The organism is Sagittula sp. P11 (genome assembly GCF_002814095.1).
In the GTDB taxonomy this organism is placed as follows: Bacteria; Pseudomonadota; Alphaproteobacteria; order Rhodobacterales; family Rhodobacteraceae; genus Sagittula.
In genome coordinates, this window is record NZ_CP021913.1 from 4,463,994 (window position 1) to 4,479,100 (window position 15,107).

Below are 15,107 nucleotides of genomic sequence, written 5' to 3' on the forward strand. Positions count from 1 at the left end.
AGTAATGGTTTTATAAGAAGTATTGACACACGGACATGGTGGCAGGGGGCTCTGCCAGGTCGCATCCGGAACCAAAAGGAGCGGACACATGTTTGGCAAGGGCGGAAACGGACAAGGGATCGTTTCGATGACGGAGCGGGAGAAGGCACGGCGCGAAGCGCCCTTGCGCCAGGTGGAAACCTACTGGCGCGGGTTGTGCGATGGCAGCTCTGTCCCGTTGCGCAGCCAGGTCGACCCGAGGGGCATGGAGAGCGCGCTGGAAAACGCGTTCCTGCTGGAGCGCATCGCACCGTCGATGGCAAAGATCCGCGTGGCGGGCACACATCTCAACGACCTGATGGGCATGCAGGTGGCGGGCATGCCGCTGTCGAGCCTGATCGCGCCCGCCGACCGCGAGCGGTTCGGCCAGGGCGTCACGGCGCTCTTCGCCGACCCGGCCATCGTGCGCATCGACCTGCGGGCAGAGGCCGGTTTCGGCAAGCCCGACCTGGAGGCCAGCCTTGTGCTGCTGCCGCTGCGCTCGGACTTCGGCGACCTGACCCGCGGGCTTGGCGCGCTGATCAGCCATGGCCGGATCGGCCGGACGCCGCGCCGGTTCCAGGTGGTGCGGATGCACATCTCGGCGGCGGTGAGCGGAACGCCTGCGGCGCCCGGCCTTGCCGGCACGGACGTGCCGCAGCCGCGCCCGGCCTTCGAGGTCCGCGAAGAGCAGCGCAGTTTCACCCCGGCCCCTGCCGCGAAGACCGAAGAGCCGCGTCCCACCGTGCAGCGCGGGCACCTGCGCCTGATCGTCGACAACGACTGACACCTGAACGCCACGTGCCGCGGGACCGGCCCGTGGCATCGAGCAAGGCGCCCGAGGCGCCTGGCCCACAAGGGAAAGGCCGGCCCCCGGGGGACCGGCCTTCGTTCCTTGCCAGACCTGACGCCAGAATGACGCCTGAGGCGGTCAGCCGTGCGCGGCGGCGGCGGCGTTCTCGCGGCGGGCGGTCAGCTCCTCGGCCACGAGGAAGGCCAGCTCCAGCGACTGCGAGGCGTTGAGGCGCGGGTCGCAGGCGGTGTGGTAGCGGTCGCTCAGGTCCTCTTCGGTCACTTCGCGGACGCCGCCGGTGCATTCGGTCACGTCGAGGCCGGTCATCTCGAAATGCACGCCGCCGGGCACGGTGCCCTCGGACTCGTGCACGCCGAAGAACTCGCGGACTTCGCGCAGGACGTTGTCGAACGGCCGCGTCTTGTAGCCGGTGGCCGACTTGATCGTGTTGCCGTGCATCGGGTCGCAGACCCAGGTCACCTTGGCGCCCTCTTCCTCAACCGCCTTGATCAGGCGCGGCAGGTTCTCGGCCACCTTGCCCGCGCCGAAGCGGGCGATCAGCGTCAGCTTGCCCTCCTCGTTCTGCGGATTGAGCTTCGACATCAGTACCTTGAGGTCGTCGGCGGTGGTGGTCGGGCCGCACTTCAGGCCGACGGGGTTCAGGATGCCGCGGCAGAATTCCACGTGCGCGCCGTCGGGCTGACGGGTGCGGTCGCCGATCCAGACCATGTGGCCGGAGCCCGCGAGCCACTTGCCGGAGGTCGAATCCATCCGGGTCAGCGCCTCTTCGTACTCCAGCAGCAGGCTTTCGTGCGAGGTGTAGAACTCGACCGTGTGCAGGGTGTGCGCCTGCTCGTTCGAGACGCCCGCCGCGCGGATGAAGTCCAGCGTGTCGGTGATGCGCGAGGCCATGTCGCGGTACTTCGCGGCCTTCTCGCCCTCGGTGAAGCCCAGCGTCCACTGGTGCACCTGATGCACGTCGGCGTAGCCGCCGGTGGAGAACGCGCGCAGCAGGTTCAGCGTGGCGGCGGCCTGCGTGTAGGCCTGCAGCATCTTCTGCGGGTTCGGGGTCCGCGCTTCGGGGGTGAAGGGCAGATCGTTGATGATGTCGCCGCGGTAGCTGGGCAGCTCGACGCCATCGACCACCTCGGTCGGGGCAGAGCGCGGCTTGGCGAACTGGCCGGCCATGCGGCCCACCTTCACCACCGGCACCTTGGCGCCGAAGGTCAGCACCATGGCCATCTGCAGCATCACCTTGAAGGTGTCGCGGATGGCGTTCGCGCTGAACTGGTCGAAGGATTCGGCGCAGTCGCCGCCCTGCAGAAGGAAGGCCTCGCCGCGGCCGGCGGCGCCCAGGAGGGACTTCAGGCGGCGGGCTTCACCGGCAAAGACCAGCGGAGGATACTTTGCCAGCTGTGCCTCGACGGCATGCAGCGCCTCGGCGTCCGTATACTCGGGCATCTGAACCCGCGGGAGTGCGCGCCAGTTCGATTTCTGCCACTCGGTCATTTGATCTACTCCGGTTGTCGTTCCTTGAACGGTCTGCGTTTTGACGGTTCCGCGTTATAGGCGAGCCTTCCTCTGCTGGCCAGTCGTGTTTTTCGCGACATCTCTTGACGCTGGCGGTCCCTTCTGCCCATCTGAGCCGCACCACCTGCGCCGGATCCGGCCCCAAGCTCATGAGGCTTCCCATGCTGCCGCCGAACCAGCGACAGATCGTCGAGATCGAGAACGTGCCTGCGAAACCGCGCCGGTTCGTCTTTGTGCTGCTGGAGGATTTCACGCTGCTGTCCTTTGCCGCCGCCATGGATTGCCTGAGGCTGGCGAACCGGATGTCGGCGAAGAAGCTCTATGAATGGCGGGTCATCGGCGAGGGCGGCGCGACGGTTTCGTGCTCCACCGGGACGGTGTTCCAGCTTGACGGCGACCTTGACGAGCTGCACCGCGACGACACTGTGGTGCTGTGCGGCGGCGCCAACGTGCAGAAGGCCACCACCAAGCGGCTGATTTCCTGGCTGAGGCGCGAGGCGCGCCGCGGCCTGCATGTGGGCGGGCTGTGCACCGCCGCCTATCCCCTTGCAAAGGCAGGACTTCTGGACGGCAAGAAGGCCACGATCCACTGGGAGAACCAGGACAGCTTTTCGGAGGAATTCGAGGATGTCTTCCTGACGAAGTCGGTCTTTGCCATCGACGGGACGCGGATGACGACCGCCGGCGGGACCTCGTCCATCGACCTGTTCCTGCAGATCATCGCCAACGACCATGGCGAGGAACTGGCCAGCGCCGTGGCGGACCAGCAGATCTATTCCTCGATCCGCACCGACCAGGACACGCAGCGGCTGTCGGTGCCGACCCGGATCGGGGTGCGGCATCCGAAGCTGAGCCAGGTCATCCAGATGATGGAGAGCAACATCGAGGAGCCGATTTCCCCGGCCCTGCTGGCCAAGGACGTGGGCATGTCGACCCGGCAGCTGGAGCGGCTGTTCCGCCGCTACCTGAACCGCTCGCCCAAGCGCTACTACATGGAACTGCGGCTGCAGAAGGCGCGGAACCTCCTGATGCAGACCGACATGAGCGTGATCAACGTCGCGCTGGCCTGCGGCTTTGCCAGCCCCTCGCATTTCTCGAAATGCTACCGCGCCCATTACGAGACGACGCCCTACCGCGAGCGCGGAACCCACGCGGCGCGGCTGTCGGTCTGAACCGAGGTTAACGGGCCGTGCGTGGCGGTGAACGCGGCGCGCGCGCACCACGGGTGGTGGCGCATCCGGCGCTTCGTTAACGGCTTTACCCGATCTTCATGCAGATGACCGCCGCGTTATGGGGTGAACCGGCCGGTTCGACCCCCTGAAACGGCCGGTTGGTAACCTTTTCACGCGGGCCCAGGATGACGCAGCGTCACAATTGGTTAACCGCGTCCCGGACGGGTGCATAACGCTCCAAAGGCTTGTCCCGCCGCCCCGTTGCATGGCACCCCTGTCGCCATGATCCGGACAGACCGCCTTATCCTGCGCCATGCGCGGCCCGACGACCTCGAGGCGCTGCACGAGGCGTTTTCCGACCCGCGCGCCATGCGCTACTGGAGCGGCCCTGCGCATCACGACATCGCGCAGACCGCACGCATCCTGAAGACCCTGATCGCCCCGGACCCGGACCGGCAGGAGGAATACGTCCTCGAATGCGACGGGCGCTGCATCGGCAAGGCCGGGGTCTGGCACAGGCCGGAGGTCGGCTACATGGTGGTGCCCGCCTTCTGGGGGCGCGGCTTTGCCTTCGAGGCGCTGTCCGCCATCCTGCCGCGCGCCTTCGCGCGGTGGCCGGAGCAGGCGCATCTGACCGCGGAACTGGACCCGAGGAACGAGGCCTCTTCCCGTCTGCTGGAGAAGCTGGGCTTCGTCTGCACCGGGGTGGAGGAGAAGAACTTCCTCTATGGCGGGGTCGAGTGGACGGACACGGCGTATTACCGGCTCGACCGCCCGGATCAGCCTTCGGGCACCAGCCTGTAGAGACCGCCCTCGTATTCCGAGAGGAACCACAGCAGGCCATCCGGCCCCTGCCCCACGTCACGGATGCGGCCCGTGTCGGAGAGGTCGATCTGTTCCACCTCTGTCATGGGGTCGCCTGCGAGGCGGGCGATGTAGTCGAACTTCAGCGAGCCGACGAAGGCGTTGCCCTGCCAGTCCGACACGGCGCCGTCGTAGAACGCCATGCCGGAGGGCGCGATGGAGGGGTCCCAGTAGTGGACGGGCTGTTCCATGCCGTCCTGCGCCGTGCCCTCGCCGATCTTTGCGCCACTGTAGTGACGGCCGTAGGAGATGACGGGCCAGCCGTAATTGGCGCCCTTCTGCACCCGGTTGACCTCATCCCCGCCCTGCGCGCCGTGTTCGTTGACCCAGAGCTGGCCGGAGGCGTCCATCGCCGCGCCCTGCGGGTTGCGGTGGCCGTAGGACCAGATCTCGGGCTGCGCGCCGTCCTGACCGACAAAGGGGTTGTCGGAGGGCACGCTGCCGTCGCGGTTGATGCGGATGACCGAACCGTTGTGGCGGGACAGGTCCTGCGCGGCGGGCCGGTCGCCGCGTTCGCCAATGGTCACGAAGAGCGTGTCCCCCGGCCCCTCGACGAGGCGGGAGCCGAAGTGCCGCCCGGTGGTGTCGCCCGGGGCCATCTCGAAGATGACCTCGCCGCCTTCCAGCGCGGTGCCGTCGTCGGAGAGCGTGGCGCGGTAGACCGCCGTGCCCGCGCCGCGGCCCTGCGCCTTGGCGTAGGTCAGGAAGAGCGTGCGGTCGTCGGAGAAATCGCTTGGCACGAGGATGTCGAGCAGGCCGCCCTGCCCGCCCACCGCGATGTCGCCCGGCAGGCCGGAGACGCGGGTGGCGCCGCCGCCCCGGACCGACAGGAGGCTGCCGCCGATCTCGGTGATGAGGATGGTGCCGTCGGGCAGCGTGTCGAAGGCCCACGGCCCGTCGAGCCCCTGCACCACCGGCTGCACGGTCATCGGCCCGGCGGAGGTGTCTATGGTCTGGCCCGCCGTCTGAGCTGCCGTCTGGGACAGCGCGGGCTGGCAGAGGATGAGGGTCAGAAGTCCGGTGTGGGTCAACGCGCGCATGTGCTGCCTCCTGGGCCTGGGGTCCTTTCCCCGAAGTGGGGCGTTTCCGGGACCGAGCAAGACTGTTCACGCTGCGATTTCCCATACGTGACCTTGCGGCGGGGCTTTTCATTTCCCGATCCGCCGCATAGCCTTTGCGCTGGACAACAGATCCAACACGGGAGTTGAACAATGAAAAAACTGCTTCTTGCCGCGTCTGCAGCCGCCCTTGCTTCTGGGGCCGCCCACGCCGAGAGCCACATGTCCGAAGTCAAGATCGGGATCATCCTGGGCTTCACCGGGCCGATCGAATCCATCACGCCGGCCATGGCCGACAGCGCCGAGCTGGCGCTGACCGAAGTGAACGAGAGCGGCATGTTCCTCGACGGCATGACGCTGGCACCGGTGCGCGCGGATTCGACCTGCGTCGACGCCGCCGCCGCAACCGCCGCCGCCGAGCGTCTGGTGACCTCCGAGGGCGTCGTGGCGATCATGGGCGCGGACTGCTCCGGCGTGACCGGCGCCGTGCTGTCCAACGTGGCCGTGCCGAACGGCATCCCGATGGTGTCGCCGTCCGCGACATCTCCGGCGCTGTCGACCGCCGAGGACAACGGCCTGTTTTTCCGCACCGCGCCGTCCGATGCGCGCCAGGGTGCGGTGATCGCCGAGATCCTGAAGGAAAAGGGCATCTCCTCGGTCGCGGTGACCTACACCAACAACGACTACGGCAAGGGTCTGGCCGATGCCTTCGCGGAGAACTTCGAGGGCGAAGTGACCCTGTCCGCGCCGCATGACGACGGCAAGGCCGACTACTCCGCCGAAATCGGCGCGCTGGCGTCTGCCGGTGGCGACGCGCTGGCGGTGTTCGGCTACACCGACCAGGGCGGCAAGGGCATGATCCAGGCGTCCTACGACACCGGTGCCTTCGACATGTATATCATGGGCGACGGCATGTACGGCGACACGCTGTTCTCCGAACAGTCGGACGCGCTGGAAGGCTCCTTCGGGACCTCGCCCTGGGCGCAGGGCGAAGGCGCGGAAGCGTTCGACAAGGTGGCCGGCGATGCGGGCATCGACGCGGCGTCCTCCTACACCCGCGAATCCTACGACGCGGCGGCGCTGATCGCGCTGGCGATGGCGAAGGGCGGCGAGGCGACCTCCGAAGCGGTGGCCGCGAACCTGATGGATGTGGCCAACGCCCCCGGCGAGCCGATCCTGCCGGGTGAGCTGGGCAAGGCGCTGGAAATCCTGAAGAACGGCGGCGACATCGACTACGTCGGTGCATCCGGCGTCGAGCTGATCGGCGAAGGCGAAGCGGCGGGTTCGTACCGTCACTACACCGTCACCGGCGGCGCGGCTGAGACCGTCGAGTTCAAGTAAGCCAGGGCGAAACTTGGGGCCGTCCGGAATTTTTCCGGGCGGCTTCAATGCTTTATGGGGCGCACTTCATGTGCGTGCCACGGGGGACGTTCATTGATAAAGGTGGAGAACCTGCACCGTCATTTCGGTGCCTTCCGCGCCGTGGACGGCGCTTCGCTGGAGATCGCCAAGGGGTCGATCACGGGCCTCGTGGGGCCGAACGGCGCGGGCAAGACGACGCTGTTCAACGTGATCGCGGGCGCGCTGCCGCCGACCTCGGGCAAGGTGACGATGGACGGCGAGGACATCACCGGCCTGCCGCCGCACGAGCTGTTCCACAAGGGGCTGCTGCGGACCTTCCAGATCGCGCATGAATTCTCGTCCATGACCTGCCGCGAGAACCTGATGATGGTTCCGGGCGGGCAGTCGGGCGAGACGCTGTGGAACACCTGGATCGGCCGCAAGCGCATCGCGGAAGAAGAGCGCGCGCTGCGCAGGATGGCCGACGAAGTGCTTGATTTCCTGACCATTTCGCATCTGGCCGATCATCCGGCCGGGGCCATTTCCGGCGGCCAGAAGAAGCTGCTGGAGCTGGGCCGCACGATGATGGTGGATGCCAAGATCGTCTTCCTCGACGAGGTGGGCGCGGGCGTGAACCGCACGCTTCTGAACACCATCGCCGACACCATCGTGCGGCTGAACCGCGAGCGCGGCTATACCTTCTGCGTGATCGAGCACGACATGGATTTCATCGGCCGCATCTGCGACCCGGTGATCGTCATGGCGGAAGGCAAGAAGCTGGCCGAGGGCACGCTGGACGAGATCAAGGCCAACGAGCAGGTGATCGAGGCCTATCTGGGCACCGGCCTGAAGAACAAGGACAAGGTGGCGCAGGAATGAGGGCGGTTTTCGCAACACGCCGTCACCGGCGAAAGGCCTGCACCGGCGGCACGGGCGCCGTCTGCGCGGCCGGGCACCTGCACACGACGGATACCGGGGGGCGCGCATGAGTGGCGAGGAAGGGTTCTACCAGGACGACCGCGGCAACCACGATGCGTCGATCACCCGGCGCGGCGGCGAGGGCACGGTCGATCCGACCCGGCGCTCCGGCGCGGTGACGGATGCGCCCGGCGGGCCGTTCCTGATCGGCGACAGCATGACCGGCGGTTACGGCAAGGGGCCGGACATCCTGCACGACTGCACCATCGCCGTCGACAAGGGCGAGATCGCGGTGATCGTCGGCCCCAACGGCGCGGGCAAGTCCACGGCGATGAAGGCGGTCTTCGGCATGCTGGACGTGCGGTCGGGTGCCGTGCGGCTGGACGGCCACGACATCACCCAGCTCACGCCGCAGGACCGGGTGGCGCGCGGCATGGGCTTCGTGCCGCAGACCTCGAACATCTTCACCTCGATGACGGTGGAGGAGAACCTGGAGATGGGCGCCTTCATCCGCACCGACGATTACCGGACCACGATGGAGCAGGTCTACGACCTGTTCCCGATCCTGCGCGAGAAGCGCCGTCAGCCGGCGGGCGAGCTGTCGGGCGGGCAGCGGCAGCAGGTGGCCGTGGGCCGCGCACTGATGACCAAGCCCACCGTCCTGATGCTGGACGAGCCGACGGCGGGCGTGTCGCCCATCGTGATGGACGAGCTTTTCGACCGGATCATCGAGGTGGCGCGCACCGGCATCTCCATCCTGATGGTGGAGCAGAACGCCCGCCAGGCGCTGGAGATCGCGGACAAGGGCTATGTCCTGGTGCAGGGTGCCAACGCCTACACCGGCACGGGCCGCGAACTGCTCGCCGACCCCGAAGTGCGCAAGAGCTTTCTCGGGGGGTGACGGTTTGAGTATTTGCAAAGCAGAGAAGCTGGGCGCGCTGGCGCTGATCGTCGCCGCCCTGCCCGCCTTTGCGCAGGAGCATGGCGGGGAGTCGGGCGGTGAGTCTGGCGAGGATACCGGCACGATGCTGACCGTGACCGATGCGCCGGTGCAGGAGGACATCCGCCTCGCGTGCCGGTTCGAACGCGAGTGCTACGAGGACGAGGCCTGCAGCGACGGTGGCTTTGCGCCGCTGCTGGACGCCCGTGCGGGCGGGATGGACCCCTCCGTGATGATGGTGGAGGCGAACCTGATCGCCGATGCCGGGACGGTCTTCATGGTGGGGGCGAAGGACGGCGGACGGCTGTCGCTGTCGGGCGGCGACTTCGACGCGCGCCACCTCTTGACGATCTCCGAGGCGGGCGACGTGCGCTACACGGTGCATTACGCGGAGGGGCCGATGATGGTGAGCTACCTCGGACGCTGCGAGGCCGAGGAATGAGGGCGGCGTGGCATCCGGTTTCCGCGGGCGTGGCGCCCGTGCACATGCCCGCGGCCCTCGGGGGCGCGGTGTGGCCGTCCGGCATGGACGCTGAGGCCGGCGGGCGGCGCCTGCGGACCTTTGCCCTCTTCGAAAACGGCGCGTTCCGTTTGAACGCGCGCAATGACCTTGAGAGGCCGGGCCCGACCGGCTTAGGGGGCGTCACGCTGTACCGCACCTGCGACATGGAGGGAATGTCCTGATGGACCTGCTGAACGCTTTGGTTGCGCTGTCGAATTTCGTGCTGATCCCGGCCATCGCCTATGGCAGCCAGCTTGCGCTGGGCGCGCTGGGGGTGACGCTGATCTACGGCATCCTGCGCTTTTCCAACTTCGCCCATGGCGACACGATGGCCTTCGGCACGATGGTGACAATCCTCGTGACCTGGCTGTTCCAGAGCTGGGGGATCGGGCTGGGTCCGCTGCCCACGGCGCTGCTGGCCATACCCTTCGGGATCGCGGGGACGGCGGTGCTGGTGCTGCTGACCGACCGGGTGGTCTATCGCTTCTACCGGGCGCAGAAGGCCAAGCCGATCATCTTCGTCATGGTCTCGATCGGGGTGATGTTCATCTACAACGGGCTGACGCGCTTCGTTCTGGGGGCGGACGACCAGATCTTTGCCGATGGCGAGCGGTTCATCATCTCGGCCGGCGACTTCAAGCGCGCCACGGGCCTGGCCGAGGGGCTGGGCCTGAAGACGACGCAGGCGATCACGGTGGTGGTGGCGGTCGTCGTGGTGGCGGTGCTGTTCTGGTTCCTGAACCGCACGCGCACCGGCAAGTCGATGCGCGCCTATTCCGACAACGAGGACCTTGCGCTCCTGTCCGGCATCAACCCCGAGCGGGTGGTGATGGTGACATGGCTGATCGTGGCCGGGCTGATCACCGTGGCGGGCGTGCTTTACGGGCTCGACAAGTCGTACAAGCCCTTCACCTACTTCCAGCTCCTGCTGCCGATCTTCGCCTCGGCCATCGTGGGCGGGCTGGGCTCGCCGCTGGGGGCCATCGCGGGCGGGTTCGTCATCGCGTTCAGCGAGGTGGGCATCACCTACGCATGGAAGAAGGTGCTGGGCTACATGATGCCCGAGGCGCTGGAGCCCTCCGGCCTCGTGCAGTTGCTGGCCACCGAGTACAAGTTCGCGGTCAGCTTCATGATCCTGGTGATCGTCCTGCTGTTCCGCCCCACGGGCCTCTTCAAGGGGAAATCGGTATGAACCAGTCGTTGAAGACCGTCCTTCTCTTCGCTCTTGTGGCCGGGCTGATCCTGTTCACCGGCTTCTACCAGAGCTGGAACACCGCGCTCGTCATCCTGAACATGGGGCTGGTCAGCGCGATCATGGCGCTGGGCGTTAACCTGCAGTGGGGCATCGCCGGGCTGTTCAACGTGGGTGTCATGGGCTTCGTCGCGCTGGGCGGGCTTGCGGTGGTGCTGACCTCCGTCTCGCCGGTGCCGGAGGCGTGGGCCGCGGGCGGGCCGCGCGCGCTTCTGGCGCTGGTGGTGGGCACCGCGGTCATCGCCGTCTCGGCCATGCTGTGGAAGCGGTCGCGCAGGGGCTGGCTGGTGGCGCTGGTGCTGATCGCGGGCTTCTTCCTTTATCGCTGGGTGCGGGACGACGCGGTCAACGCCATCGAGGCGGTGAACCCCGCGGGCACCGGCTTCCTCGGGGGGCTGGGCCTGCCGGTGGTGCTGGCCTGGCCGATGGGCGGCCTGCTGGCGGCGGGCGCGGCCTGGGTGATCGGCAAGACGGCGCTGGGGCTGCGCTCCGACTATCTCGCCATCGCGACGCTCGGCATTTCCGAGATCATCATCGCGATCATGAAGAACGAGGAGTGGCTGTCGCGCGGCGTGAAGAACGTCAACGGCCTGCCCCGCCCCGTCCCCTACGAGACCGACCTTCAGGCCGATCCGGCCTTTGTCGAGCAGGCGGCGGGCCTTGGCCTCGATCCGGCGACGGCCTCGACCATCTACGTGAAGCTCGGCTATTCGCTGATGTTCGCCGCCGTGCTGGTCGTGCTGCTGGTGCTGGCGCAGCTGGCGCTGAAATCGCCCTGGGGCCGGATGATGCGGGCGATCCGCGACAACGAGGTCTCGGCCCGCGCGATGGGCAAGGACGTGACCTACCGCCACCTGCAGGTCTTTGTGCTGGGGTCCGCGATCTGCGGGATCGCCGGGGCAATGATGACCACGCTCGACGGGCAGCTCACGCCCACGACCTACCAGCCGCTGCGCTACACCTTCCTGATCTGGGTGATGGTCATCGTCGGCGGCTCGGGCAACAACCTGGGCGCCGTGCTGGGCGGCATGCTGATCTGGTTCTTCTGGGTGCAGGTGGAGCCGCTGGGCCAGTCGCTGATGTCGCTTCTGACCGCGGGCATGGCCGACGGGTCATGGCTGAAGGCGCACCTGCTGGATTCGGTGCAGCACATGCGGCTTCTGACCATGGGGGTGATCCTGCTCTTGGTGCTGCGCTTCAGCCCGAGGGGTCTGCTGCCCGAACGGTGACGGCGCCGGTGGCGTCATAGTCAGCAAGAGACATGATTTGTCGCAAACGGAGGCCGGCGCGGGGATGAATCCTTCGCGCCGGTGGCCTTTGGCCTGTAGGCTGCGGGAAGGTCCGAACCCCGACGCGCGAAAGGTCATCCCATGCTTCAGGTCCTTGCAACGATCTGGGCGCTCCTGATCGGCATCGTCTTCATCATGCTGGGCAACGGCATGCATTTCACCCTGATCGGCCTGCGCGGCGGGATCGAGGGGTTTTCGGCGGGCGAGCTGGCCATCGTCACCTCGGGTTATTTCATGGGGTTCCTGTCGGGCGCGCGGTTTGCCCCGGTGCTGATCCGGCGGGTCGGACACGTGCGGGTCTTTGCGGCGCTCGGCAGCTTCATGTCCGCCGGGCTGATCGCCCTGACCCTGCTGGCAGAGCCCTGGGCCTGGACGATCCTGCGGGTGATCCTCGGATTCTGCATGTCCGGCATCTATGTCGCCGCCGAAAGCTGGCTGAACAACGCCGCCACCAACGAGACGCGCGGCAAGGTGCTGTCGGCCTACATGATCGCCCAGACGCTGGGGATCATCGGTGCGCAGGGTCTGCTGACGCTGGGCGACGCGGGCACGGCGGCGCTGTTCATCGGGGCGTCGATCCTTGTGTCGATCTCCTTCGCGCCGATCCTGCTCAGCATCTCGCCCGCGCCGGTGGTCGAGGTGGCAAAGCCCATGTCGCTGAAACAGCTCTTCGTCAGCTCGCCGCTGGGCGTGGTGGGCACCTTCCTGCTGGGCGGGCTCTACGCCACGCAATCGGGGATGGGCGCGGTCTTTGGCACGCAGATCGGCATGTCGGCCAACCTGATCTCGCTGTTCATCGCGATGCTGTTTGCCGGGGCGCTGGTGCTGCAATACCCGTTCGGCTGGCTGTCGGACCGCATGGACCGCCGCAAGCTGATCTTCGGCGCGGCGGTGGTGGGCGCCGCCGCCTGCCTGATGGGCTGGGGCTACGGCACGGACCGCCGGGCACTGATGGCCGCGGCCTTCCTCGCCGGAGGCGTCACGACTCCGCTTTACGCGCTGTTCCTGGCCTATACCAACGACTTCCTGGCGACCGAGGAGATGCCGGCGGCCTCCGGCGGGCTTGTCTTCACCTTCGGGCTGGGGGCCATTGCCGGGCCGCTGATCACCGGCTGGGCGATGCAGGGTTTCGGGCCCTTCGCCTTCTGGCTTGTGCTGGCGGTGACCTTCGGGGCCGTGGCGCTCTACGCGCTCTACCGCATGGCACAGCGCGCGGTCACGCCGGTCGCGGAGACCGACAGCTACCTCGGCGTCCTGCCCATGTCGTCGCCCGTCGCGGTCGAGGCCGCGGGCGCCTGGGCCGCCGAACAGGCAGAGGCGGAACGCGAGGCAGAGGGCGAGACGGTGCCGGGGTGAGGGCGGCATGCGGCCGCCCGCTCCAAGCTGCGCTCTTACCAGGTGATGTCGATGACACGCCCGTCGCTTATCTCGCAACGGCCGACACCGCCGGACGAGGTCATTCCGCTGCTGTCGGCGTAGTTCATTTCACATCTCATGCTCGAGCCCTTGTCTCCCAGCAGAACGGCAACGAAATTGCCGCTGGAGGTGGTCGTGAACACGTTCTGCACACCGTTTCCGGTGAAGACATTTCCGATGCCGCTTGTCGCACCGACGTCGACGGCGTGACCGCTGAACTTCTCTCCGTCAATCGTTGTGGTGTAGAAATCGCGATCCATGCCCTGTTCGTATTCGAACACCACCGGCGTGCCCTCTCCACGGATCACGCCCTGCATGGTACCACTGCATGCAGTCAGCAGCACAAGCATCGAAATACTTACGGAAAATCTGGAAACGTTCATTGGTCTTTCGTCTTTCGGAAATCGTCCTCGGCGAGGACTTCGCACACCAAATTTCCGGAAAGGTCTCGGAAAAACAATAGGTGTCGTGAGCCCTTTCGGTCCGTGTTTCCTATCTGCAACCAGACCGTCACAAACCCCGTTCTCGGGATACCTTCGCCGCCCCTACCCCAGCGTCACGTCGAGGAACATCATCAGCACCAGTCCGACGATGAAGCCCAGTGTCGCCTTGTCCTGATGGCCGTGACGGTGGGTTTCGGGGACGATCTCGTGGCTGATGATGAACAGCATGGCGCCTGCCGCGAAGGTCAGGCCCCAGGGCAGGAGCGAGGCGGAGACGCTGACCGCCGCCGCGCCGAGGCCCGCGCCCACGATCTCCACCGCGCCGGTCATTGCCGTGACGCCGAGCGCCTTCCAGCGGGAATAGCCGAGGCCGGTCAGGGCGACGGCGACGGCCAGCCCCTCGGGGATGTCCTGAAGCGAGATGCCGGTCATCACCGACAGGCCCTTGGCCTGGTCGACGCCGAAGGCCACGCCGATGGACAGGCCCTCGGGGAAGTTGTGGATGGTGATCGCGAGGATGAAGAGCCAGATGCGCGCGACCGTGGCCTTGTCGGCGCCGCCTTCCGGGCCGGACTTGAAGTGTTCGTGCGGGATCTTGGCGTTCAGCAGCCAGACGAACCCCGCGCCCAGCGACACGCCCGCCGCCGCGATGGCCGCCGCGAGCCAGACGGAGCCGGTCTGCTCCTGCGCGCGTTCGATCCCCGGCAGGATCAGCGAGAAATAGGCCGCCGACAGCATGACGCCCGCGGCAAAGCCCAGCATCAGGTCGGAGGTGGCGCGGGTCATCCGCTTGCCGATCACGGCGGGAATGGCGCCCGAGGTCGTGGCCAGCGCGGCAATCGCGCCGCCAAGAAGGGCTGTGGTGAGGGGGGTCATCTTGTCTCCGGTGTCGCGCAGGAGGTGGCGCAAAGCGGTCGGAGGGCAAGCTGCATCCCGTGTTTCCTGCGTTCAGGCCAGCGAGGTGACCCAGAGGATCGTCGCATCCTCCGGCGAGACGGAGACCACGTTGTGCCCCATGGTCGCGTCGTAATAGGCGCTGTCGCCGCGCTTCATCTCCACCGGTTCGTAGAACTCGGTGTAAAGGCGGACCACCCCGGTCAGCACGTAGAGGAATTCCTCGCCGTCGTGGCGCACCCAGCCGTCGAATTCCTCCAGCGTGCGGGCGCGGACGCGGGCGCGGTAGGGCAGCATCTTCTTGCGGCTGAGCGATTCCGCCAGCAGGTCGTGTTCGTAGGTGGCGGTGGCGAGGTGCCGGCCCTCTTCCACGCGGGTCACGGCCATGCGGCCGTTGGCCTGCGCCTGGACGGGCGGCGTGAACAGCTGCGGGACGGAGATTTCCAGCCCCGTGGCCAGCTTCTTCAGCGCGTCATAGGTGGGCGACATCTGCCCGTTCTCGATCTTCGACAGCGTGGAGCGGGCGAGCCCGGCCTTCTTCGCCGCCTGTTCGAGCGTCCAGTCCTTTTCCTTGCGGAGTTCGCGCACCCGGAGGCCGAGGTCGAGCGGCTCTGCCACCGTCTCGGGGCCGGTTTCGCGCGCGATGCGGATCAGGGATTTCGGGTCGTTGGACATGG

15 protein-coding genes are annotated in these 15,107 nt (G+C 67.1%); 10 read left to right on the forward strand and 5 right to left on the reverse strand.

Annotated features, from left to right (window positions below; translation table 11 throughout):
- Positions 1-88 precede the first annotated feature (88 nt).
- On the forward strand, positions 89-805 hold the full coding sequence (locus CDO87_RS21310) for a PAS domain-containing protein (protein ID WP_100930641.1): 717 nt from the start codon (positions 89-91) through the stop codon (positions 803-805).
- Between the two features lie 144 nt (positions 806-949).
- Here the strand turns inward: CDO87_RS21310 and CDO87_RS21315 are convergent, their stop codons facing one another.
- Positions 950-2,320 (reverse strand): class II 3-deoxy-7-phosphoheptulonate synthase, encoded by a 1,371-nt coding sequence (locus tag CDO87_RS21315; RefSeq protein ID WP_100930642.1) that lies wholly within the window; start codon positions 2,318-2,320, stop codon positions 950-952.
- A gap of 182 nt (positions 2,321-2,502) precedes the next feature.
- Here CDO87_RS21315 and CDO87_RS21320 point away from each other — a divergent pair, with 182 nt between their 5' ends.
- The gene (locus CDO87_RS21320) at positions 2,503-3,513 is read left to right on the forward strand and encodes a GlxA family transcriptional regulator (protein WP_100930643.1); all 1,011 of its coding nucleotides are present in this window, start codon (positions 2,503-2,505) and stop codon (positions 3,511-3,513) included.
- A 282-nt stretch (positions 3,514-3,795) separates the two neighbouring features.
- The gene (locus CDO87_RS21325) at positions 3,796-4,317 is read left to right on the forward strand and encodes a GNAT family N-acetyltransferase (protein ID WP_100930644.1); all 522 of its coding nucleotides are present in this window, start codon (positions 3,796-3,798) and stop codon (positions 4,315-4,317) included.
- On the opposite strand, the gene CDO87_RS21330 is transcribed toward CDO87_RS21325, so the two are convergent.
- Positions 4,293-5,417 carry a PQQ-dependent sugar dehydrogenase gene (locus CDO87_RS21330; protein ID WP_100930645.1) on the reverse strand — a complete coding sequence of 375 codons (1,125 nt, stop codon included), beginning with the start codon at positions 5,415-5,417 and terminating at the stop codon, positions 4,293-4,295. The genes CDO87_RS21325 and CDO87_RS21330 overlap by 25 nt on opposite strands.
- Before the next feature lie 171 nt (positions 5,418-5,588).
- Between CDO87_RS21330 and CDO87_RS21335 the strand changes: the two genes are divergently transcribed.
- The 7 genes from CDO87_RS21335 to CDO87_RS21370 all read left to right on the forward strand — a co-directional run bounded on the left by CDO87_RS21335 (position 5,589) and on the right by CDO87_RS21370 (position 13,033).
- Positions 5,589-6,776, forward strand: coding sequence for an ABC transporter substrate-binding protein (locus tag CDO87_RS21335; protein WP_100930646.1), 1,188 nt, complete (start codon positions 5,589-5,591; stop codon positions 6,774-6,776).
- Positions 6,777-6,869: 93 nt separating this feature from the next.
- Complete coding sequence (locus CDO87_RS21340; protein ID WP_100930647.1) at positions 6,870-7,655, forward strand: ABC transporter ATP-binding protein; 786 nt, start codon at positions 6,870-6,872, stop codon at positions 7,653-7,655.
- A gap of 106 nt (positions 7,656-7,761) precedes the next feature.
- Complete coding sequence (locus tag CDO87_RS21345; RefSeq protein WP_100930648.1) at positions 7,762-8,595, forward strand: ABC transporter ATP-binding protein; 834 nt, start codon at positions 7,762-7,764, stop codon at positions 8,593-8,595.
- Positions 8,596-8,599: 4 nt separating this feature from the next.
- On the forward strand, positions 8,600-9,076 hold the full coding sequence (locus CDO87_RS21350) for a hypothetical protein (protein ID WP_100930649.1): 477 nt from the start codon (positions 8,600-8,602) through the stop codon (positions 9,074-9,076).
- A 241-nt stretch (positions 9,077-9,317) separates the two neighbouring features.
- Complete coding sequence (locus tag CDO87_RS21360) at positions 9,318-10,328, forward strand: branched-chain amino acid ABC transporter permease (RefSeq protein ID WP_100930651.1); 1,011 nt, start codon at positions 9,318-9,320, stop codon at positions 10,326-10,328.
- On the forward strand, positions 10,325-11,617 hold the full coding sequence (locus tag CDO87_RS21365) for a branched-chain amino acid ABC transporter permease (RefSeq protein ID WP_198521777.1): 1,293 nt from the start codon (positions 10,325-10,327) through the stop codon (positions 11,615-11,617). The genes CDO87_RS21360 and CDO87_RS21365 overlap by 4 nt, the downstream gene beginning before the upstream one ends.
- Positions 11,618-11,758: 141 nt before the next feature.
- The gene (locus CDO87_RS21370) at positions 11,759-13,033 is read left to right on the forward strand and encodes an MFS transporter (RefSeq protein WP_100930652.1); all 1,275 of its coding nucleotides are present in this window, start codon (positions 11,759-11,761) and stop codon (positions 13,031-13,033) included.
- Positions 13,034-13,068: 35 nt separating this feature from the next.
- Here CDO87_RS21370 and CDO87_RS21375 read toward each other — a convergent pair whose 3' ends face one another.
- The 3 genes from CDO87_RS21375 to CDO87_RS21385 all read right to left on the reverse strand — a co-directional run bounded on the left by CDO87_RS21375 (position 13,069) and on the right by CDO87_RS21385 (position 15,105).
- The gene (locus CDO87_RS21375; RefSeq protein WP_157815074.1) at positions 13,069-13,476 is read right to left on the reverse strand and encodes a hypothetical protein; all 408 of its coding nucleotides are present in this window, start codon (positions 13,474-13,476) and stop codon (positions 13,069-13,071) included.
- A gap of 162 nt (positions 13,477-13,638) precedes the next feature.
- Complete coding sequence (locus CDO87_RS21380) at positions 13,639-14,412, reverse strand: ZIP family metal transporter (protein ID WP_100931075.1); 774 nt, start codon at positions 14,410-14,412, stop codon at positions 13,639-13,641.
- A gap of 72 nt (positions 14,413-14,484) precedes the next feature.
- Positions 14,485-15,105: a helix-turn-helix domain-containing protein gene (locus CDO87_RS21385; protein WP_100930654.1), complete on the reverse strand. Its 621-nt coding sequence runs from the start codon at positions 15,103-15,105 to the stop codon at positions 14,485-14,487.
- Between the last annotated feature and the right edge of the window lie 2 nt (positions 15,106-15,107).

Excerpts from the sequence above, each read along its gene's own strand:
- CDO87_RS21310 (WP_100930641.1), top strand. The coding sequence starts at position 89 with ATGTTTGGCAAGGGCGGAAACGGACAAGGGATCGTTTCGATGACGGAG.
- CDO87_RS21315 (WP_100930642.1), bottom strand. The coding sequence starts at position 2,320 with ATGACCGAGTGGCAGAAATCGAACTGGCGCGCACTCCCGCGGGTTCAG.
- CDO87_RS21320 (WP_100930643.1), top strand. The coding sequence starts at position 2,503 with ATGCTGCCGCCGAACCAGCGACAGATCGTCGAGATCGAGAACGTGCCT.
- CDO87_RS21325 (WP_100930644.1), top strand. The coding sequence starts at position 3,796 with ATGATCCGGACAGACCGCCTTATCCTGCGCCATGCGCGGCCCGACGAC.
- CDO87_RS21330 (WP_100930645.1), bottom strand. The coding sequence starts at position 5,417 with ATGCGCGCGTTGACCCACACCGGACTTCTGACCCTCATCCTCTGCCAG.
- CDO87_RS21335 (WP_100930646.1), top strand. The coding sequence starts at position 5,589 with ATGAAAAAACTGCTTCTTGCCGCGTCTGCAGCCGCCCTTGCTTCTGGG.
- CDO87_RS21345 (WP_100930648.1), top strand. The coding sequence starts at position 7,762 with ATGAGTGGCGAGGAAGGGTTCTACCAGGACGACCGCGGCAACCACGAT.
- CDO87_RS21360 (WP_100930651.1), top strand. The coding sequence starts at position 9,318 with ATGGACCTGCTGAACGCTTTGGTTGCGCTGTCGAATTTCGTGCTGATC.
- CDO87_RS21365 (WP_198521777.1), top strand. The coding sequence starts at position 10,325 with ATGAACCAGTCGTTGAAGACCGTCCTTCTCTTCGCTCTTGTGGCCGGG.
- CDO87_RS21370 (WP_100930652.1), top strand. The coding sequence starts at position 11,759 with ATGCTTCAGGTCCTTGCAACGATCTGGGCGCTCCTGATCGGCATCGTC.
- CDO87_RS21375 (WP_157815074.1), bottom strand. The coding sequence starts at position 13,476 with ATGAACGTTTCCAGATTTTCCGTAAGTATTTCGATGCTTGTGCTGCTG.
- CDO87_RS21380 (WP_100931075.1), bottom strand. The coding sequence starts at position 14,412 with ATGACCCCCCTCACCACAGCCCTTCTTGGCGGCGCGATTGCCGCGCTG.
- CDO87_RS21385 (WP_100930654.1), bottom strand. The coding sequence starts at position 15,105 with ATGTCCAACGACCCGAAATCCCTGATCCGCATCGCGCGCGAAACCGGC.